The organism is Bradyrhizobium sp. TM239 (genome assembly GCF_036247985.1).
GTDB lineage: Bacteria > Pseudomonadota > Alphaproteobacteria > Rhizobiales > Xanthobacteraceae > Bradyrhizobium > Bradyrhizobium ottawaense.
The window spans coordinates 193,812-211,344 of record NZ_BTIR01000018.1 but is presented as its reverse complement, the minus strand read 5'-3'; the positions used below and the strand labels follow the sequence as shown (position 1 = coordinate 211,344).

17 protein-coding genes are annotated in these 17,533 nt (G+C 64.7%); 9 read left to right on the top strand and 8 right to left on the bottom strand.

Features of this window, described 5'->3' with window-relative positions; all coding sequences use genetic code 11:
- Window positions 1-4: 4 nt before the first annotated feature.
- Together AABA84_RS27745 and AABA84_RS27740 are read right to left on the bottom strand one after the other, a co-directional pair.
- Window positions 5-1,516, bottom strand: coding sequence for an ATP-binding protein (locus AABA84_RS27745; RefSeq protein WP_338313744.1), 1,512 nt, complete (start codon window positions 1,514-1,516; stop codon window positions 5-7).
- Between the two features lie 103 nt (window positions 1,517-1,619).
- The gene (locus AABA84_RS27740) at window positions 1,620-2,438 is read right to left on the bottom strand and encodes a YkgJ family cysteine cluster protein (RefSeq protein ID WP_338313743.1); all 819 of its coding nucleotides are present in this window, start codon (window positions 2,436-2,438) and stop codon (window positions 1,620-1,622) included.
- Between the two features lie 261 nt (window positions 2,439-2,699).
- Here AABA84_RS27740 and AABA84_RS27735 point away from each other — a divergent pair, with 261 nt between their 5' ends.
- Window positions 2,700-3,284 (top strand): LysE family translocator, encoded by a 585-nt coding sequence (locus AABA84_RS27735; protein ID WP_212248883.1) that lies wholly within the window; start codon window positions 2,700-2,702, stop codon window positions 3,282-3,284.
- A gap of 27 nt (window positions 3,285-3,311) precedes the next feature.
- Here AABA84_RS27735 and AABA84_RS27730 read toward each other — a convergent pair whose 3' ends face one another.
- Complete coding sequence (locus tag AABA84_RS27730) at window positions 3,312-4,376, bottom strand: ketopantoate reductase family protein (RefSeq protein ID WP_212248884.1); 1,065 nt, start codon at window positions 4,374-4,376, stop codon at window positions 3,312-3,314.
- A gap of 375 nt (window positions 4,377-4,751) precedes the next feature.
- On the opposite strand from AABA84_RS27730, the gene AABA84_RS27725 reads away from it, so the two are divergent.
- Together AABA84_RS27725 and AABA84_RS27720 are read left to right on the top strand one after the other, a co-directional pair.
- Entirely contained in the window at window positions 4,752-5,012 is a 261-nt protein-coding gene (locus tag AABA84_RS27725) for a hypothetical protein (RefSeq protein WP_338313742.1), read from the top strand.
- Between the two features lie 220 nt (window positions 5,013-5,232).
- Entirely contained in the window at window positions 5,233-6,315 is a 1,083-nt protein-coding gene (locus tag AABA84_RS27720; protein ID WP_338313741.1) for an alpha/beta hydrolase, read from the top strand.
- A 76-nt stretch (window positions 6,316-6,391) separates the two neighbouring features.
- Here AABA84_RS27720 and AABA84_RS27715 read toward each other — a convergent pair whose 3' ends face one another.
- Complete coding sequence (locus AABA84_RS27715; protein WP_212248887.1) at window positions 6,392-6,871, bottom strand: MarR family winged helix-turn-helix transcriptional regulator; 480 nt, start codon at window positions 6,869-6,871, stop codon at window positions 6,392-6,394.
- Window positions 6,872-7,382: 511 nt separating this feature from the next.
- Between AABA84_RS27715 and AABA84_RS27710 the strand changes: the two genes are divergently transcribed.
- Window positions 7,383-8,954, top strand: coding sequence for a porin (locus AABA84_RS27710; protein WP_212248888.1), 1,572 nt, complete (start codon window positions 7,383-7,385; stop codon window positions 8,952-8,954).
- 496 nt (window positions 8,955-9,450) lie between these two features.
- Here the strand turns inward: AABA84_RS27710 and AABA84_RS27705 are convergent, their stop codons facing one another.
- From AABA84_RS27705 to AABA84_RS27690, 4 genes are all read right to left on the bottom strand, one after another.
- A complete protein-coding gene (locus tag AABA84_RS27705) occupies window positions 9,451-10,086 on the bottom strand; it encodes a MarR family winged helix-turn-helix transcriptional regulator (protein WP_212248889.1) in 636 nt (211 codons plus the stop codon).
- Window positions 10,087-10,856: 770 nt separating this feature from the next.
- On the bottom strand, window positions 10,857-12,182 hold the full coding sequence (gene fliI / locus AABA84_RS27700; RefSeq protein ID WP_212248890.1) for a flagellar protein export ATPase FliI: 1,326 nt from the start codon (window positions 12,180-12,182) through the stop codon (window positions 10,857-10,859).
- A 42-nt stretch (window positions 12,183-12,224) separates the two neighbouring features.
- The gene (gene flgF / locus AABA84_RS27695; protein ID WP_212248891.1) at window positions 12,225-12,953 is read right to left on the bottom strand and encodes a flagellar basal-body rod protein FlgF; all 729 of its coding nucleotides are present in this window, start codon (window positions 12,951-12,953) and stop codon (window positions 12,225-12,227) included.
- 3 nt (window positions 12,954-12,956) lie between these two features.
- On the bottom strand, window positions 12,957-13,742 hold the full coding sequence (locus AABA84_RS27690) for a DUF1217 domain-containing protein (protein WP_338313740.1): 786 nt from the start codon (window positions 13,740-13,742) through the stop codon (window positions 12,957-12,959).
- A 143-nt stretch (window positions 13,743-13,885) separates the two neighbouring features.
- Between AABA84_RS27690 and motA the strand changes: the two genes are divergently transcribed.
- The 5 genes from motA (at window position 13,886) to AABA84_RS27665 (ending at window position 17,524) form a co-directional block, all read left to right on the top strand.
- Window positions 13,886-14,782 (top strand): flagellar motor stator protein MotA, encoded by an 897-nt coding sequence (gene motA, locus AABA84_RS27685; protein ID WP_212248893.1) that lies wholly within the window; start codon window positions 13,886-13,888, stop codon window positions 14,780-14,782.
- Window positions 14,779-15,720, top strand: a complete 942-nt coding sequence (locus AABA84_RS27680) for a flagellar motor switch protein FliM (RefSeq protein ID WP_338313739.1) — start codon at window positions 14,779-14,781, stop codon at window positions 15,718-15,720. The genes motA and AABA84_RS27680 overlap by 4 nt, the downstream gene beginning before the upstream one ends.
- Window positions 15,701-16,015, top strand: a complete 315-nt coding sequence (locus tag AABA84_RS27675; protein WP_338305441.1) for a hypothetical protein — start codon at window positions 15,701-15,703, stop codon at window positions 16,013-16,015. Before AABA84_RS27680 ends, AABA84_RS27675 begins: the two co-directional genes overlap by 20 nt.
- Before the next feature lie 76 nt (window positions 16,016-16,091).
- Window positions 16,092-16,481, top strand: a complete 390-nt coding sequence (fliN, locus tag AABA84_RS27670) for a flagellar motor switch protein FliN (RefSeq protein WP_212248896.1) — start codon at window positions 16,092-16,094, stop codon at window positions 16,479-16,481.
- Between the two features lie 2 nt (window positions 16,482-16,483).
- Window positions 16,484-17,524, top strand: a complete 1,041-nt coding sequence (locus AABA84_RS27665; protein ID WP_097660213.1) for a flagellar motor switch protein FliG — start codon at window positions 16,484-16,486, stop codon at window positions 17,522-17,524.
- The last annotated feature ends 9 nt before the right edge of the window (window positions 17,525-17,533 follow it).

Genomic DNA, 17,533 nt, shown 5'->3' with positions numbered 1-17,533 from the left:
CGCTTCAAGCTGAAGCCGCGCTCGCGACCTGCTCCGCCGGCAGATCATCGCCATTGGGATCGCCGGGGGCCGTGGCCCAGGCCAGCTCCACCAGCGTCACGATCCGGCGTCCGCCGCCGTCGAGCTGGACGACGATCAGGCCCTGCTCCTCCATGTAGCCGAGCAGCCGCTGCGCCCGGCGCAGCGAGTGCGAGCCATAGGCGCGCGCGATCGCGGCGTCGCCGGGGCATGGCCAGCCTTCCTTCGCCGCGCGCGCGATCATCATGAATACGCCTTGCATGTCGTCGGGCAAAATGGATGCGCGCAGCGATACGTCCTGCCAGGCGTCGTCCTCGGCATGCTCGGCGCCGAGCCCCGCGCGTGCGCGCGTCAGCATGCGGCGGAATTCGGTGAGATCAGGGACGGCCGAGCCTAGTCCCTCGATCCGGCAGCGGACCACGAACTCCTGATAGAGCACGCCGACGGCGCGGAAGCCGGCGTCGGGCGCGGCGAGCACGGCACGAAGGGTGCGATCGACGCGTTCCCGCCGCTCGGCGAGCTCCTCGGCGCTGACCGGCACCTCGTCCACTTCCGGCTGGATCACCGGCGCGGCGGCCTTCGCGGCGCGGAGCTGCTCGAGCAGATCCGGCGCCGGCCGTCGTTGCGGCCGGCTGGCGTCGGGCGGCGGCGCGGCCAGGATCATGGCGCGCATATCGTCCGTGGCCGCCTCCGGCAGCGGCATCAGCCGCAGCGTGGAATTGCGCGGCTGGGTGTCGGTCGCCCCGATATGCAGGCGCAGGGGGCGGCGCGACAGCGCAGGTCCCAGCGCCATGAACTGCCCACGCTCGAGATCGCGGAAGGATTCGGCCTGCCGCCGTTCCATGCCGAGCAGATCGGCGGCGCGCGCCATGTCGATGTCGAGGAAGGTCCGGCCCATCAGGAAATTGGAGGCTTCCGCCGCGACGTTCTTGGCGAGCTTCGCCAGCCGCTGGGTCGCGATGATGCCGGCCAGCCCACGCTTGCGGCCGCGGCACATCAGATTGGTCATCGCGCCGAGCGAGAGTTTTCGCGCCTCGTCCGAGACTTCACCGGCAACGGCCGGCGCGAACAGCTGGGCCTCGTCGACGACCACCAACATTGGATACCAATGGTCGCGGTCGACCTCGAACATCCCGCCGAGAAACGCCGCCGCGCGACGCATCTGGTTCTCGGCGTCGAGCCCTTCGAGATTGAGCACGGTGGAGACGCGATGCAGCCGCGCGCGCTCGCCGGCGACCTGAAGGCCGCGCTCGGTATGATCCTCGGCCTCGATCACGAGATGGCCGAAACGCTCGGCCAGCGTGACGAAATCGCCTTCGGGGTCGATGATGGCCTGCTGCACCCAGGGCGCGCTCTGTTCCAGCAGCCGCCGCAGCAGATGCGATTTGCCGGAGCCCGAATTGCCCTGCACCAGGAGGCGGGTCGCCAAGAGTTCCTCGAGGTCCATGGCGGCCGGGGCACCTGCCGTGGTCTGCCCCATCTCGATCGCAACCGTCATGCCCGACTCAAGTCCCCGTCATTCGCGGACAGGGGCTTATCAATCCCGCCGCGGCGCGTCGAGCGGCACGGCGCTGATCAGGCCGCGTTGCCCACGGCGGCGTTCAGGCGTGATTCGATAGCCGTAGAAGTGCGGGCCGATAGGGGGCTTGCGGATCGTCGTCCTCGTTTGCGGGGATCGCGCAGGAGCCGAATTCCTGCCGGATCCGCTCCATCTCGGCGACGCGCTCGTGTAATCGCTGCAGATGCTCCGGCGATGTCGCACGCCAGAATTGGAACGTGTCGGCCGTCAGCGGCACGAACGCCGTGCCAAACAGCGTCGGCTCGGGAACGACGGTGCGTCCGAGCAGCAGGAAACGGTCGGCGCCGGAGACGACGAGAGTGGCATAGCCGCGGTTTCCGATCCGCTTGATCCCATTTAGCGACCATTCGGCGAGCTTGCTGAAATAAGGCTCTTCGCGCCAGCGATCGGGGCAGTGGTCGTCGACCGTGACGTTCACGGCATCCTGGCTGAAATGAACGATGATGCCCGACTTCGCCGGGAACCAGTCGTCGTCGAGATGCCCCTGCAGCCAGGCGCAGACGAAGGAACGGCACATTTGCGGGCGGCGGTCGTAGATGGTGCAGCCGGTGCCCGTCTGCCAGTGCTTGCAGAGCTGGTTCACCGGCTTGTCGACGGCGGCCACCTCGAGAATGTCGCAGCAGGCGTTGCACGATCCGCATTGCCGGGTCAGCGGCGCTGCCTTCAGCTGGCCGGCTGCCTTGAAGCCCTGGCCGTCGCGAACCAGCAGCTTCTGCTTCTCCAGCACGTTCAACGCGCGCTCGACCTTGAGGCGAGACAATCCGGTCGCGTCGATGACACCCTTCATGGTCGTCGCACCGGCCTCCACCGCGCGAACGACCTGCAATGCCGACTGATCCATCTTCGATGACTTGTTCTTTCGCCCGTCAATCCGGCTATCGCGGGCAGATTTGGAACCTGCTGCCCGCAGCCGGCATCTGGAGTATCTGCCGAGGCATCCCGTCGGCCTCTGTTACGTAAGGCCAGACCTCGCATGGATGCAAATTTTTCGCAAATCGGCGACCAGTGGGATGGGCGGATTCGGACCGATTCCGGGCTTTGAGGACCGGATTCGATGATGAAGATCAAATCGACCTGGCCAGGAGCCTGCTAGCTCAGGCGCATGACCTTCCTGACCTTCTTCACGGCGACCTATTTCCTGCTGGCCGTGCCCGGGCCGACCAACACCTTGCTCGCGACATCGGGGGCGGGGATCGGCATCGCACGCTCGCTTCATCTGCTTTTGGCGGAGCTGTGCGGCTATCTGCTGGCAATTGCCGTGCTGAGGCTGGCGCTCGGCCCTCTCGTCAGCGACATTCCGGTCGCGGCCGTCGTGCTCCGAGTCGCGGTCACCGCATACATCCTGTGCCTTGCCGTCATGCTCTGGCGAGTCAACAAGCGCGAGCTGCGCGACGGTGCACCGGTGACGTTCGGCCAGGTGATGATCACAACCCTGTTGAACCCGAAAGCGCTCGTCTTCGCCTTCCTGCTCCTGCCGCTCGAGGCCGGGCCGCTCGAACTGTTGCCCTGGTTCGGCGCGATCGCACTTCAGATCGTCACGGCTGGCGCCGCGTGGATCACTCTGGGCGCAACGCTCGGCCGCGGCGCCCGCCGCCTCGGGCATCCCGACCTCATCACGCGGACCGGCGCGGTCACGCTTGTCGCGGTGACCGGCCTGATCTGGCTTCAATCATTCCTGAGCGCGTGAGCGCCGACGTCACCGCAAGCGGCGCGCTTATTGCGCGCCGGATCCGCCTTGCACGATCTTCTCGTTCAATTTCAGATCGACGGTCTCGACGGTGCGGTCGATCTCGGCATTGGGCACGCCGAGCTGATGCGAGATCAGCTTCACCAGGAGGTCGACGCGCTCGATGAAGGGCGCGCCGCTCGCGACCGCACGCGCCGCCGATGACGGCTTGAGCAGGCTCTCGGCGGCCTTGGCGTATTTCGCGAACGGCACCTGGTCCTGCGGATCGGCGCCGAGCTTGCGGGCGATGGCGTCGACGTGGTCGTAGATCGTCTGCGAGCGTTTGAGGTCGCCGTGCACGGCGTCGCGGATCGACTGCGGATCGTGCGGCGTGATGCAGCGGTAATTGCCGGTGAGCAGCATCGACCATTTCGCCAGCGGCACGAACAGGGAATCGAACACTTTCAGCTTCACCGGCACGTCGTGGCCGTCGAGCGTCACCGCGTCGATGTCGGCCTCGAGCTCGCGCAGCACCTTGTTGTGCTTGTCGTCGGCGAACACCGACGCCTTGAAGTTGGTGGGCAGGCCGACATGCAGCACGTTCGCGGCCTCTTCCGGCGGACGGAAGGCCTGCGGGTCGGGCGAGCAGAGCGTCACCAGCCCCGGCTCGAACCGCTCCCAGACCTGCGCATTGGTGTAGGCCTCTTCCAGATCCATGTCGGCGAGCGCCGGGATCCGCTTCAGATAGGGCAGCGGCGGCATGTTCATGATCGACAGGCACGGCAGCTTCGCCGCGGCGATCTTGACCATGAGAACGCGCACCGTGTGGTTGGTGTATTGCGGCTCCTGCATCGCAAGGCCGACCATGTCGTAGCGGGAGAGGTCGACATTGGCCGGGGTCACGGCGTCGAGTTTGCCGGGCAGGTCGCGCGAGAAGATCGCCCGATGCACCGCCTCGTCACGCAGCTTGATGCGGACCTCGGTACCTTCGCGGTTGATCAGCTCCGCGGTCTTGGCGCGGCAGACCAGGGTCACATTGTGCCCCGCCATCAGCAGCTTCGTGCCCAGCAAGGAGCCGTAAGAAGCCCCGAGAATCAATATGTTGCGCGCCATATTCCGTCCCTTTGACAATGTCTGTGATTTTTGAGCCCCGGCCGTCATCCGCGGGCGAGTTGCCGGCATCTAAAGCGAACTGCGCAGGGATGGCAACTGGGATAATGCATACAAGGCGGCCGAGGTCCGGCGGCCGCGATGGCGCGAAAAGCATGATCCGGCAATCCTTCCGCAGGACCTCGCGGCTTGCGCAGCGCTCATCCGCGACGGGCCCTCATTTGTCGCTCGATGGGTCCTCGCTGTCCCGGCAGGTGCGGCGGTCCATCGGCTCGCGCAACGCCATACGACTTTACCGAATCCCGTCGGCGGGATGATGTCCCGCTCGTCCCGGCTCAGCGTGAGGTGCGATCGTACGTCGTCACAGCCGGCGCGCCGATGAGCGACACGTCGCTCGGTTCGCTGTCATCATCTTGTCACGTCGCCGGCGGGGCATTGATGAAGCGGCAATCCGCCGCATCCCTCACCATATCGTGCTTTCACAATGCCGGCCTACGCAGGCATGTATTTTACGTCGGCGAAGTGAAGTCTTTTCTATTCGCCGATCGCAACAAGAAACGACAAGGCCCGCATCGCTGGAGTGGCGGCGTGCGCGGCAAACAACTGAGTTCAGCGATGGAGCTGGGACGTGACGATTGAGTTGGGCCGGCCTCGACCTTGTGCCCAAGCGGGCTGGTTTGGAATGGCGGCGAAAGACGTCGACACGGCGGGCAGCATCGACAGGCGCGCGCGCGATGGACGCGATCAGGGGCGGCGGCGATCGCATCGAGCAGACGTGGAGGGCGTTGCACAGAACGCGAAGCCGGCAGGTCTGGGCGTAAGTCCGGGCAACCGTTGACGGCGCTGCTCGGGGGCTGACATGGAAGGTGATCATTGGCCACACGGCTCGTGCGACGGCGCCGGGCAAAGCCTGGCGCGCTTGCGGGACCGCGCGTCGCAGTTTTTCGAAAGCCTGTCCGTCGCGGAGCTTTCGCATGAGACGCACCGGCATCTGTGGATTTCGGATTGGCTGAGGGTCGCGGACGACTACAGGACATTGGCCGAATCCGCGCGCGAAAACCATTCCGCCTGGGTTGCGCGGGAAGCGTGGCTCTGTTCGCTGACGGCCCTCGAAGTCGTCAGACGCTTGTCTTGTCCGGGAGATGCCGAGAGTGCTGGCCTCGCAGACGAGGTCGGCATCAGCCTGAGAGGCTTCGAGGCGGAGGCCGGTCTGGCGATCGAGCGCGTCAAGATCGATTGCTTCGATCAAGGGGCGCTGGCCGGCTTCTTCCTGCCGGCGCTCCATCGTGGAGCTTCCGCGCCGACGGTCATCTGCCTCAGTGACGAGGACATCACCCTGGGCTCGATGATGAGCAGGCTGTTGCCGGCCTCACTCTGCGGGACCATGTCGCTCCTGCTCGTTGATGCCGGCAATTCGACCGTTCATCGCTCCTTCAAGCCGGAGCACAGGCTTCAGTACTGGTTGGATTATCTGGAGGCTCGCCCCGATGTCGATGCGCGGCGGATCGCAATCTATGGTGAAGGGGAGGGCGCCTGTCATGCGTCCCGTCTTGCCCTCTCGGATCGCAGGATAGCGGCCGCCGTGTGCGACGGCGGCCTTTTGACGCCGGTGATGCGTCGAGCGTCGCTTCGCTGGATGACCGGTTTCGGGCAGGCGGTCCCTGACGGGGCCTCGACGGGTTCGCTGCCGCCGTCGCGTCGACTCCCGTGCCCGCTGCTCATGGTCGTCGGGAGCCGCTCGATGATATGGGAGCAGGATGCCCTCGATCTGCAAGCCGGCTATCGGCAGACCGGAGCCGATTGCTCGGTCGTCGTGCCCAACAATGTCCGGCACCCGCTCGGCGAGGTCGAGAATTTCATCGCCGTCGACGACTTCGTCTTCGAGTGGCTGGGCAGCAAGCTCGGAACGGCCCGTCAGCTTGATGCCGTGACCTACCTCTAGCCCCTGGGGGCATCGTATTCGAGAGCGGTGTTTGCGGCCATGCTTCGGGGCGGTCGCCTCGAAGCCGAGGCGCGCGTCACGACACGTCGATAGCCAGCAATCGTGCCGCCAGCCGGGCGTTCCTGGCGATCGTTGCGAGCGCGGCATTCAGTTCAGCCAGGGTCTTCTCGTCGAGCTCGTTGAAGATGGTCGAATTCAAGGCGAGCTTTCTCTTGGACAGTTTTTCGATTTCCGTCGTGGCCTTCTCCGTCAGCGACATCAGAACGAAGCGGGCATCGTCCGGTGCCGGCCGCCGCGATAGGAAGCCGCTCTTTTCGAGGCTCTTGGTCTGGTTGGTCACGAAGGCCGGGTGGACCCGCAACTTGTTCGCGATGTCGATGCCGGCGACGCCGCGCCCGTCGTCCAGTTCGGTGATCGCCATCAAGATCAGCCACTGCGGCTCGGTAATGCCCAGCAGTCCGGCCCAGCAGGTATGGATGTCCTCCAGCTGGGAGTGAATTTCGACGACGTTCCAGATGAAGTCTGTAATCGCCCTGTCGAGTTTTTTCTCGATCATGTGGCTGCCCCCCGTTTCCCTTGGTTCAGTCTTTTAATGGGATATTGGGGAATCGTCTCGCATATCGCGCATAGACAATTGTGGCGGACACCTTACGGCGGAAACGGTTTGGCGGTTTAGTACTTGCAAAAAGCAATTAATTAAATTACGTCTCCTGGCACTCAATCTCTGCTGCTCTTGACCCTGTCGATGGACAGCGATGTGAGACCTCCAAGAAAGCCCTCGGGATGCCCCCTGAGGGCTTTTTCGTTTTATATTAAACAGTTAGTTGCCGCACCGATCGCCTCTGTGGCCATTGGGCAACATCTCTGACGGAAGTTACGATTCACTAAATCAATAAATTGAGGCCGTTGTTTTTATAAACTATACGTGAAGCTACGACGGAGGGGGGGCACCTCACTGTCGTTTCAGTCCGGACCTTCAGTGCGGACCTGAATTGAACGGAAATTAAGTGGGTCAAGCGGCGTCCTCCGAGGAGCCGAGCCCCCTGAACCGACCTGGAGGTTTACTAATGAAGTTGACGAAGACGCTCTTTCTCGGCTCGGCTGCCGGCCTGATGGCCGTCTCCGGGGCGTTCGCCGCCGATCTCCCCGTGAAGGCCAAGGCCGTCGAATACGTGAAGATCTGCTCGCTGTACGGCGCCGGCTTCTACTACATCCCGGGCACCGACACCTGCATCAAGCTGGGTGGTTATCTGCGCGCTGAAGTCGCGTTCAACACCAACAGCAACTACGGCATTTCGAACGGCTCTCCGGCCGGTGCGCACAACCGCCTCAGCAACTACTACCAGATGCGCGCTCGTCAGGATCTCAACATCGACACGCGCACCGCGACCGAATACGGCGTCGTCCGTACCTTCTTCGACGGCGTGTTCACCTGGACCACCGGTGGCTATCAGGGCTCCGGCTCCGCGACGGGCGGCACGGTCTATACCGGCAACCTCGGCCTCAACACCTCCGGCGCGACGCCGGCGCTGGTTGGTTCGTCGATCAACGGCACCGACGGCAACACCTCGGGCGGCTCGCTCGGCGTGTACTACGCCTTCATCCAGTTCGCTGGCTTCACCATGGGTAAGGCCGTGTCGCAGTTCGACGCGCCCTGGACCAACTATCCCGGCAACAACATCGACAGCCTCGTCGGCGGTTCCGGCACGGTCACTGGTGTCAACCAGTTCACCTACACCGCTGACTTCGGTCAGGGCGTGACGGCGGCGTTCTCGGCGGAAGACGCGACGGCTTACTACCAGGCCGGCAACGTCAACCTGACCGGTGCGACCGCAGGCAGCATGGTCGGCGGCACCTACGGCACCAACGCCATCGGCGGCTCGCGTTCGCCGAACCTCGTCGGTATGGTCCGTGTCGACCAGGCCTGGGGCATGTTCCAGGCGTCGGTTGCTGCGCATGACAACCACGTTGCCTATTACGGCGCGACCGAAGCCACCGGTCACCCCGACGACAAGTGGGGTTGGGCGGTTCAGCTCGCTCTGTCGATCAAGAACATCCCGACCGGCGCGGGTGACGTGATCAACATTTCGGGCGTCTACACCGACGGTGCGACCCGTTACAACTTCCAGAACCTGGCGGGCAGCAGCTACTCGATGTTCGGCAGCTCGGGCGTTGCCTATCAGAGCGTCGGCTTCGCCTATGCTCCGGATACCGTGTTCATCTCGGGTGGCCAGCAGGAAACCGTCAAGACCTGGGGCTTCCGTGGTGCCTACACCCACAACTGGGATGCCTACTGGAACACCGCGCTGTACGGTGCCTACGCTCAGGCTCAGTACGGCTCGACTGCCAAGACCGCTCTCTGCGGCGCTGGCGGTGCAGGCGGTGTGTTCGGCGGTCTCGCCGGTGTCACGGGTTGTAACCCTGACTTCGCCGTCGGCCAGGTCGGTATCATCACCCGCTGGACCCCGGTCAAGAACCTGACGTTCTCGGGCGACCTGAACTGGACCCGTCTCGACCAGAAGTACTCGGGCACGGTTGGTTACGCCGGTGCCGGCACGACGGCCAAGCCGGCCGCCCTGTACGAGCTGAAGGATCAGGACAGCGTCACCCTGCTGCTCCGCGCTCAGCGCAACTGGTAAGATCTTTCGAACCACGTGATGAACACCCGGCGGGAAACCGCCGGGTGTTTTTTTGTGCGCGCATTCCGCATGATGCCTGATGCCCCCGCAGCCCGGATGGAGCCGACGGGTCGCGCGAGGGCGCGGCCGATGGCGTAGTCCAGGGCATCTCTCACCGTACCGTCCCGGATTGCGCTGCACTCCATCCGGGCTACGGGACCTTGCTGTGTCGCGGCTCCGTCAATCCGGCCGCGCGAAAATATATCGTTTTTCCGAAATTCGGTTTCGACGCATGGGGCGCCTCGCAACGACGGTGGAGGGAGTGCGGGCCACACTCCGCTCTCGTGCCCCGGACGCAACGCAACGTCCCCCTGGGCGATGCGAAGCATCGTCCAGCAGGACGGTGCGCTGCAGAGCCGGGACATGAGAGGACGGAGTGCGTCGTTCGAAGACAGGCGCGGCTACGAAGCCATCTGCAGGCTCTGCCGCAACCACTCGCGCGGAAATTGCGTGCGCCTCAGCCCTGGCTCGCCACCCGCGCGCGATCGAGATGCTCCTCGATCTTGGGGCGGTCGCGAGTGCGCTCGAAACTGGTGCACAGCAATTCGGTCTCCTCGAGCGAGATCGGAGCGCGATACAACCGGCACATGAAGTCGGCGCTCGCGCGTCCCTTGCCGATGCCCGGGCCGCGTTCGGCGAGAAACATGCAGTCCCGGCAGACGCTGGCATCGAGCCGCTGATGGGCCGCGTCGAGGTGATTGAGGACCTCGCGGAGCGAGTCGCGCAGCCTGACGCATTCGTCGTTGCCAAGCGAGGTGACGGCATTGACCACGTGATTGATCGGGTCGTGCTGGTTCAGGCATTTCTCGCCCTGGGCGGTGACGTGCAGGACGACGGAGCGCTTGTCCTCTTGCGAGGGCTTGCGCACCAGGAAGGATTTGCTCTCCAGCGTCTTCACGATCTGCGACGCAGTTGCTCTGGTCGCGCCGATGAAGCCGGCGAGCGCGGACGGCGTGCGCGAGAACCTGTTGGCGCGGCCGAGAAAGCGCAGCGCCATCCATTCGCGATCACGCAATCCATGCTGATTGCCTTCGAAATACCAAGCCCTCGCCGCTTGAACCAGCAGCTCGACGGCTTCCCGTGCCAACGGCATGAATCTACCTCGTCCCCGGAATTTCGTCTGCGGCGCCCCGAAGCCGCTCTGCACCCTGGCCCGCGAAACCTTCGAAAGACATCGAACGGTTGCAGCTGTCCGGCGAACGCGTCGTGTCGAGCTCTCGTTCGAAGGAACGAATTGCAGTGCGCCCGACCCGGACCGATGCGCGTCGCGTGCTTCGAAGTGACGAACTGCGTCGTTGGCATCCCAACAGCGTCGTCGCACGGGAGCCCGAGTTGCCGTCGCCATTAGACGATGGATCGGAATAATTCAACCGAAGCCCCTGAGTTCAAGTCACACGCAGACGTTTCTTATATTCCGTCGAAACGATGAATGAGCTTCTCAACAAAATCAAGTAGAGACGCTCGCGGAGCCCAGATGTCGTTGCAGGCGAATGTAACGTTCAAGACAATCTCGCTCGTCGGGACACATGATAGTGAACGCAATACGCTGTCCGGCAAGCAACATGCACTCAACTCTGCGACGCCATGATTGCACGGCGTCCCGCTGTCCGTGATTGACGCAATTGACCGAAGCTTGTGCATGACGACGATGAGTTCGGCACGTCATCCACAACTTGTGCGTGGAGCCGGAGAATCGCCAGGGGAACTCGGAGGAATTACACGTGTCGGTTGTTGGTCGTCGTGCTCGCAGAATCGCCGGTGCGGTCGCTCTCACCCGAGTGGTAGCGGCGCTCGGGACGGAAAACCGGCGACGGCCGTGCGGTGCATACGCCGGCGGCGCGGCGGCATGCCCTTTTTCGCCGGCTATTCGCCCTTGAGCATGTCCCGCAGCTCGCGGAACGGATCGGCACTCGGGGGCGCCGAAGCGTCTTGCCGCATCGCGCCGTAGATTCTCGGAACCATGTCGACCGCCTGGTCGAGGCCCGAATCACGTCCGGACTGATAGCCGCCCATCAGGCGAAGGTCGCGCGTGTCCTCGTATTTGGCGATCAAGGCACGCAGCTTGCTGACCAATTCGCGCTCTTCGGGATCCCAGACGTTATGGGCGAGGCGGGAGACCGAGGCCAGCACGTCGACAGCCGGATAGCGCGCCTGGTCGGCGATGTGCCTGGAGAGCACGATGTGCCCATCGAGCGTGCTGCGGATGGTATCGGCGATCGGCTCGTTGTGGTCATCGCCGTCGACCAGCACCGAGAAGATCCCGGTGATGGTGCCGGAGCCGTCCTCGCCGGGTCCGGCGCGCTCCAGCAGGCGCGGCAGATCGGTGAAGACCGTCGGCGCGTAGCCGCGCGCGACCGCCGGCTCGCCGGCGGCGAGCGCGACCTCGCGGGCGGCATGGGCGAAACGGGTGATCGAATCGACCATGAGCAGGACCGATTCGCCCCGGTCGCGGAAATATTCCGCGACCGCCATGGCCGTCTTCGGCGCCAGCCGCCGCATCATCGGGCTTTCGTCGCCGGTCGACACGATGGTGACGGCGCGCTGACGATCGTTGCCCAGCACGTCCTCGATGAACTCGCGCACCTCGCGGCCGCGCTCGCCGACCAGGGCCAGCACGACGGTGTCGAAACCCTGGCTGCGGGCGAGCATCGCGAGCAGCGTCGATTTGCCGACGCCGGAGCCGGCAAAGATGCCGACGCGCTGGCCGGCGCAGATCGGCGCGAACAGATCGATGACGCGCACGCCGGTGCGCAGCGGCTTGTGGACGCGTGCGCGCTTCATGGCCGAGGGCGCCTCAGCCTCCGCCGAGACCGCCTGGGGGCCCGGCGTGAGGGGTCCCAATCCGTCCAGCGGCGCGCCGAGGGCGTTGATGACGCGACCCTTCCAGCTCGGATCGGGCGCAAAGGACAAGGGCGGCATCCGATAGGCGACCGAGCCGAGGCCGCCGGCGAACTGACGGTCGAACGGCTTGGCGATGATGCCCTCGCTGTCGATTCGCACCACCTCGCCGATCTGCGGCTTGCCGCCCGAATTGACGCCGATGAGCTCGCCGAGCCTGACGAAGCGCGACAGGCCGGAGACACGGAAATGCGTCGGTGCGATCTCGGAGATCGCGCCGCTGACGCTTGCCAGGGGAGTGCTCTGCTGGAGCTCCAGCAGCGCCCACTCGAGTTGCCGAAGAGCGTTCAAGGAAACCGTCCAACCTCAATCTCAATGCGCACGGGGCGCGGTCTACTTGCCGGGTTCGCCCAGCGTCCGGATGGCGTTCTGCAGCGAGCTCTCGGTGCCCTCGATCATCGAATTGGTGCCGTCGAAGGCGCGCGAGGCCGCGATCAGCTTGGTCAATTCCATCATCGGGTTGGCGCCGGAGCCCTCGACATAGCCTTGCTTGAAGCCGTCGCGGGAGAAATCGGCGATGGCGCTCGCTGGCCGGTCCGGCGTCACGCCGGAATTGCCGTAGCGCTCGAGATTGGCATCAGCGGGGATGTTGAACAGGCCGATGGTGCCGATCTCGTTCTTGTCCTGGGTGATCGCGCCGCTGCGCGAGATCGAGATCGGTCCGCCGTTCGGGTCCAGCGTGATCTGCGCGCCGCCGGAATCGACGACGGGAAAGCCGCTCACAGTCTGAAGATCGCCGTTGGCGCCGATCTGGAGCCGGCCGTCGCGGGTATAGACCGTGCCGTTCGGACCTGCGAAGGCGATCCAGCCCTGGCCGACCACGGCGACGTCGAGCGGGTTGCCGCTCTCGGTGATGTTGCCTTGCTCGCGCGAGATGATGTTGTCGCCGGGCGAGGAGAAGGCGACCGGGTTCGCGCCGGCCTTGGACAGCACGGTCTCGAACTTCACCACGTCGGTGCGGAATGCCGCCGTGTTGACGTTGGCGACGTTGTTGGCGATCGTCTGGAGGCGCTTTTCGAGGGCGACCTGGGCCGACAATCCCACATAGAGGGCCGATTGCATGATCTACTTTCCGAACCGGATGGACTGAAGTTTCGAGAGCATGTCGATATCCATGCTGGCCGAGCTGGCGCCGCCGATCAGGACCAGCGCGGGATTGGTCGAGTTGTCGCTCTGGGCCTGGGTCGCATCCCACATCGCCGCGAAGCGCTGCACGAATTTGGTGACCTTGGCCGGGTCCTGGAAATCGGTGAGGTTGACCTTGCTCGCGATCAGCTTGGCCTGGGCGTCGATGTCGGCCGCGCTGATCGTCGAGGGCAGGCCGAGCGCGGTCTGAACCACCTGCGTCAGCGCCTTGTCCGCGAGGACCTGGTATGCGGTCGTGATCGTGGAGGCCTTGCGGGTGAAATAGAGCGCCAGCCGCAGACCTTCGTTCTGGTCGCCGGCCTTCTGCTCCATCGTCTGCGTGACATAATGGGTCGCCGTTCCGGTCGTGGCCTGGGCGGTCTTCGTCGCGTTGCTGCCGAGGGCGGCGAAATTGAAGGCGGTGGCGAATTCCCGGTAGCGCGTGTCGGTCAGCTTGTTGGCGAAGGTGTTCTTGTTCCCGACCCCCTCGGTCAGCACCTTGCGCATGAACGCCTTGGCATAGGTCATGTCGCTGAGGCCAAAGGCCTTCATCGCGTAGGAGTAGAGGCGATAGTCCTTCAGGAAGCCGTCGATCGTCTTCACGTTGCCGATGTGGCTCAGGAAATAGTCGGTCTCGCGGCTGACATCCGGCTGTGTCGCGACCTGCGTCAGCGACTTGCCCATGTCCTGGGTCAGTCTGGTGTAGTCCGCGATGGTGGATAGCATGACACGCGCCCCTCTGGCCGCCGTTGCGACGCCGCCCCAAGCTGCCGCCGATTGCTTGCGCGGGGCTGGCGACGCGGGAAGCCAGCCTCGCGCAAGGCTCGCCGACTAGATATTCCCGATGGGATCGGCGATGGAGCGGCGCGTTGGGCAGTTTCGTGGGGGTTTTCATCACGGTAGCGGCGCTGCTCGGTGGATTTGCCGCCATGGGCGGGCACCTGGGCGTGCTGATGCAGCCGTGGGAATTCGTGATCATCATGGGAACCGCGGTCGGCACCTTCATCGTCGCCAATCCGTGGAAGACGGTCGTCGATACCGGGGTTGCCTGCATGCAGGCCATCACCGGCGCGGTGCCCGGCCAGCGCTACTACCTTGATCTGCTCGGGGCACTCCACGCCCTGATGCGCGAGCTGCGCGGCAAGGGCCGCAACGAGGTCGAGGCGCATATCGACGATCCCGCGTCCTCCGAGATCTTCAAGGCATTTCCGAGCGTGCTCGGAGATCCCTCGCTGCTCCAGTTCATCTGCGACTACGTCCGCCTCATCATCATGGGCAACGCGCGCACCCACGAGATCGAGGCGCTGATGGACGAGGAGATCCACACCATCGTGAAGGGCAAGCTGGCGCCCTATCATGCGCTGGTGACGGTGTCCGAGGCGCTGCCGGCGCTTGGCATCGTCGCCGCCGTGCTCGGCGTCATCAAGGCGATGGGCGCGCTCGACCAGTCCCCGAAGCTGCTCGGCGGCTTCATCGGCGCGGCGCTGGTCGGCACCTTCGCCGGCATCTTCCTGTCCTACGGCGTCCTTTCGCCCTTCGCGATCAAGATCAAGATGACGCGCGAGAAGAAGTGCCGGCCCTACATCATCGTCAAGCAGACGCTGCTGGCGTTCATGAACGGCGCCATGCCGCAGATCGCCGTCGAGCACGGCCGCAAGATGATCGCGAGCAGCGAGCGGCCGTCGATCGACGTCGTCGAGAACGAGACGATCGCAGGTCCCAAGGCCGTCGTCACCGAGCCCGAACCCAAGGCTGCCCGCGCATGATGATGGAAGACGTCGGGGTCGATCACAAGAAGCAGCTGCCGAACTACCTGCTGGACGCGGCCGGCATATCGATCGAACGCATGCCGATGCTCAATGTGATCTTCGATCGCATGGCGGCATCATGCACCGACAGCCTGCAGCCGATGGCAGGAACGCCGTGCTATTTCTCGGTCAACGGCATCACCAACGATCCTCTCGGCGACATCATCAAGGACTACGAGGGCAACGCGGTCGCGGCCGTGCTCTATGCCGAGCAGTGGGACTCGCGCGTCATCATCATGCTGGACCGCGACTTCGTGTTCACCATGGTCGAGGCGATGTTCGGATCCGACGGCGCAGAACCGCCGCTCGATGTCGAGCGTACTTTCTCGAACATCGAGATCCGCCTGGTCCAGGCGCTGTTCGAGCGGTTCGCCAAGGCGCTGCAGAGCGCTTTCGCCGGCACGTCGAACGTCACCTTCCGCGTCGAGCGGGTCGAGACGGCGATGGCGTCGCTGGCGATCGGGCGCGCCAGCAACATGTCGATCTGCGCGAACATGATGGTGCAGGCGCTCTACCGCGGCGGCCAGATGTTCCTGATCATTCCGCACTCCGCGCTCAACCCGCTGCGGCAGAAGCTCGCTCACGTCGTCGTCAGCGACGGCCGCGCGACCGATCCGCGCTGGCGCGAGCAGATGGAGAGCGAGGTTCACCGTACCCAAGTGACGCTGAGCGCGGTGCTCGACGAGAAGATGATCTCGCTCGAGGACGTTGTGAAATTCAAGGTGGGACAGGTGCTCGAGCTGGAGGCGACGCCGCGCACGCTGGCCCGCCTCGAGAGCAACAACCAGGTGCTGTTCTGGTGTCAGATCGGCCAGCTCGATGGCTATTACGCCATGCAGGTGGCCGATCCCGTCGATCAGAAACGGGAGTTCGTCGATGATATCCTATCTCGTTGATGCCGTGCTGCTGATCGCGCTCGCCTTCACCAGCATGCGGGTGACCCGGATGCACCGCGAGCTGGCGCGGTTGCGCAGCTACCAGGGCGAATTCTCCACCATCGTCCACGAGACCGCGGGCGCCTTCGACACCGTGATCACCGCGGCGCATGATTCCACCGCCAATCTCGGGCGCCTCGCCAACGTGCTGAGCACCAAGATCGACCAGGCCCATGAGGCGATCGCGGCGCTCGATGCGAGGAGCGGGCTCGCGCCGGCCGCGACCGCAGGCGGCGCCGAAGTGAACAAGCACTGAAGCCGAAGCCGGCAGAACCAACACGAGCGGAACGCCAAGGCGCTCCGGGAGCGGAAATACCAAGAGGCGATACCAGATGGCGCAATCCTTCGACTATGACTCTGCCCCGCGAGCACCTGCCGCCGATGAGGGGCATACCGACACGACTCCGCTGGAGCGGCTGGCGGAGATCGCCGCGCGCACCGCGGAGGAGAGCGGCAAGTTCGCCAATGTCGATGCCATCCTGCGCATTCCCGTCACCATGCAGGTGGTGCTGGGATCGGCGACCATCCCGGTGGCGAACCTGATGAAGCTCGGGCGGGGCGCGGTGGTTCCGCTCGATCACCGGGTCGGCGAGCCCGTCGACGTCGTCGTCAACGGCCGCATCGTCGCCCGCGGCGAGGTGGTCGTCGTCGAAGAGGACAATTCCCGCTTCGGTGTCTCGCTGACGGAGATCGTCGGGCCGCTGGGGCAGGGTGACAGCTGACCATGGCGGCACAGGTCGGCATCGCTCCCGTCAAGCAGCGAGGCGTTGCCACGCTGGGCGGTACGGAAAAGGTCGCGGCGCTTCTGCTGGCCATGGGCCGGCAGGCGGCCGCGAGCGTGCTCTCGCAGTTCGAGCCGCAGGAAATCCGCGTCGTCACCAAGGCCGCAGCCGAGCTGCGGCCGATCACGGCGCAGGAGCTCGAGGGGATCGTCGAGGAGTTCGCCCAGCAGTTCTCGATGGGCGCCAACATTCTCGGCACCATCGGTGGCCTGGAAGCCGTGCTCGGCGACGTGCTTCCGGCCGACCAGGTCTCGGCGATCATGACGGACCTGCTCGGCAATTCGAGCCGGTCGGTGTGGGACCGCGTCTCGTCGGTGTCGGAAAACTCGCTGGCGACCTACCTCTCCAAGGAGCATCCGCAGACCGCGGCGCTGATCCTGTCCAAGGTCAAGCCGTCTTGCGCCGCCAAGGTGATGAGCCAGCTGCCCTCGAGCCTGCGCAACGAGTTGATGCGGCGCGTGCTCAGCCTCAAGCCGATCGTCGACGACGCGATGAAGGTTCTCGAGAAGACGCTGCACGAAGACCTGACGCTCAATTTCGCCCGCAATCTCGGCGCTGATACCTACGCCCGTGTCGCCGACATCATCAACAAGATGGAGCGTGGCCATATCGAGGACATGCTCAAGAGCCTGTCGGAGAAGCGGCCGAAGTCGGCCGAGGTCCTGAAGGAGCTGCTGTTCACCTTCGACGACGTGACCAACCTCACGCCGAAGGCGCGCACCATGATCTTCGACCAGGTGCCGACCGATCGCATCGTCATCGCGCTGAAGGGCACCGACAAGCACTTCCGCGAACTGATCCTGTCCTCGGTCGCGTCGCGCGTCCGCCGCGTCGTCGAGCACGAGCTCGCCATCGGCGAACCCTCGAACCAGCGCGACGTGCTGGAGGCGCGGCGCGTCATCACCGATCTCGCGCTCGACCTCGCGGAGAAGGGCGAAATCGAGCTCAATCCCGAGCAGGAGGATGAGCTGGTCTTCCGCTGACCGCTGAAC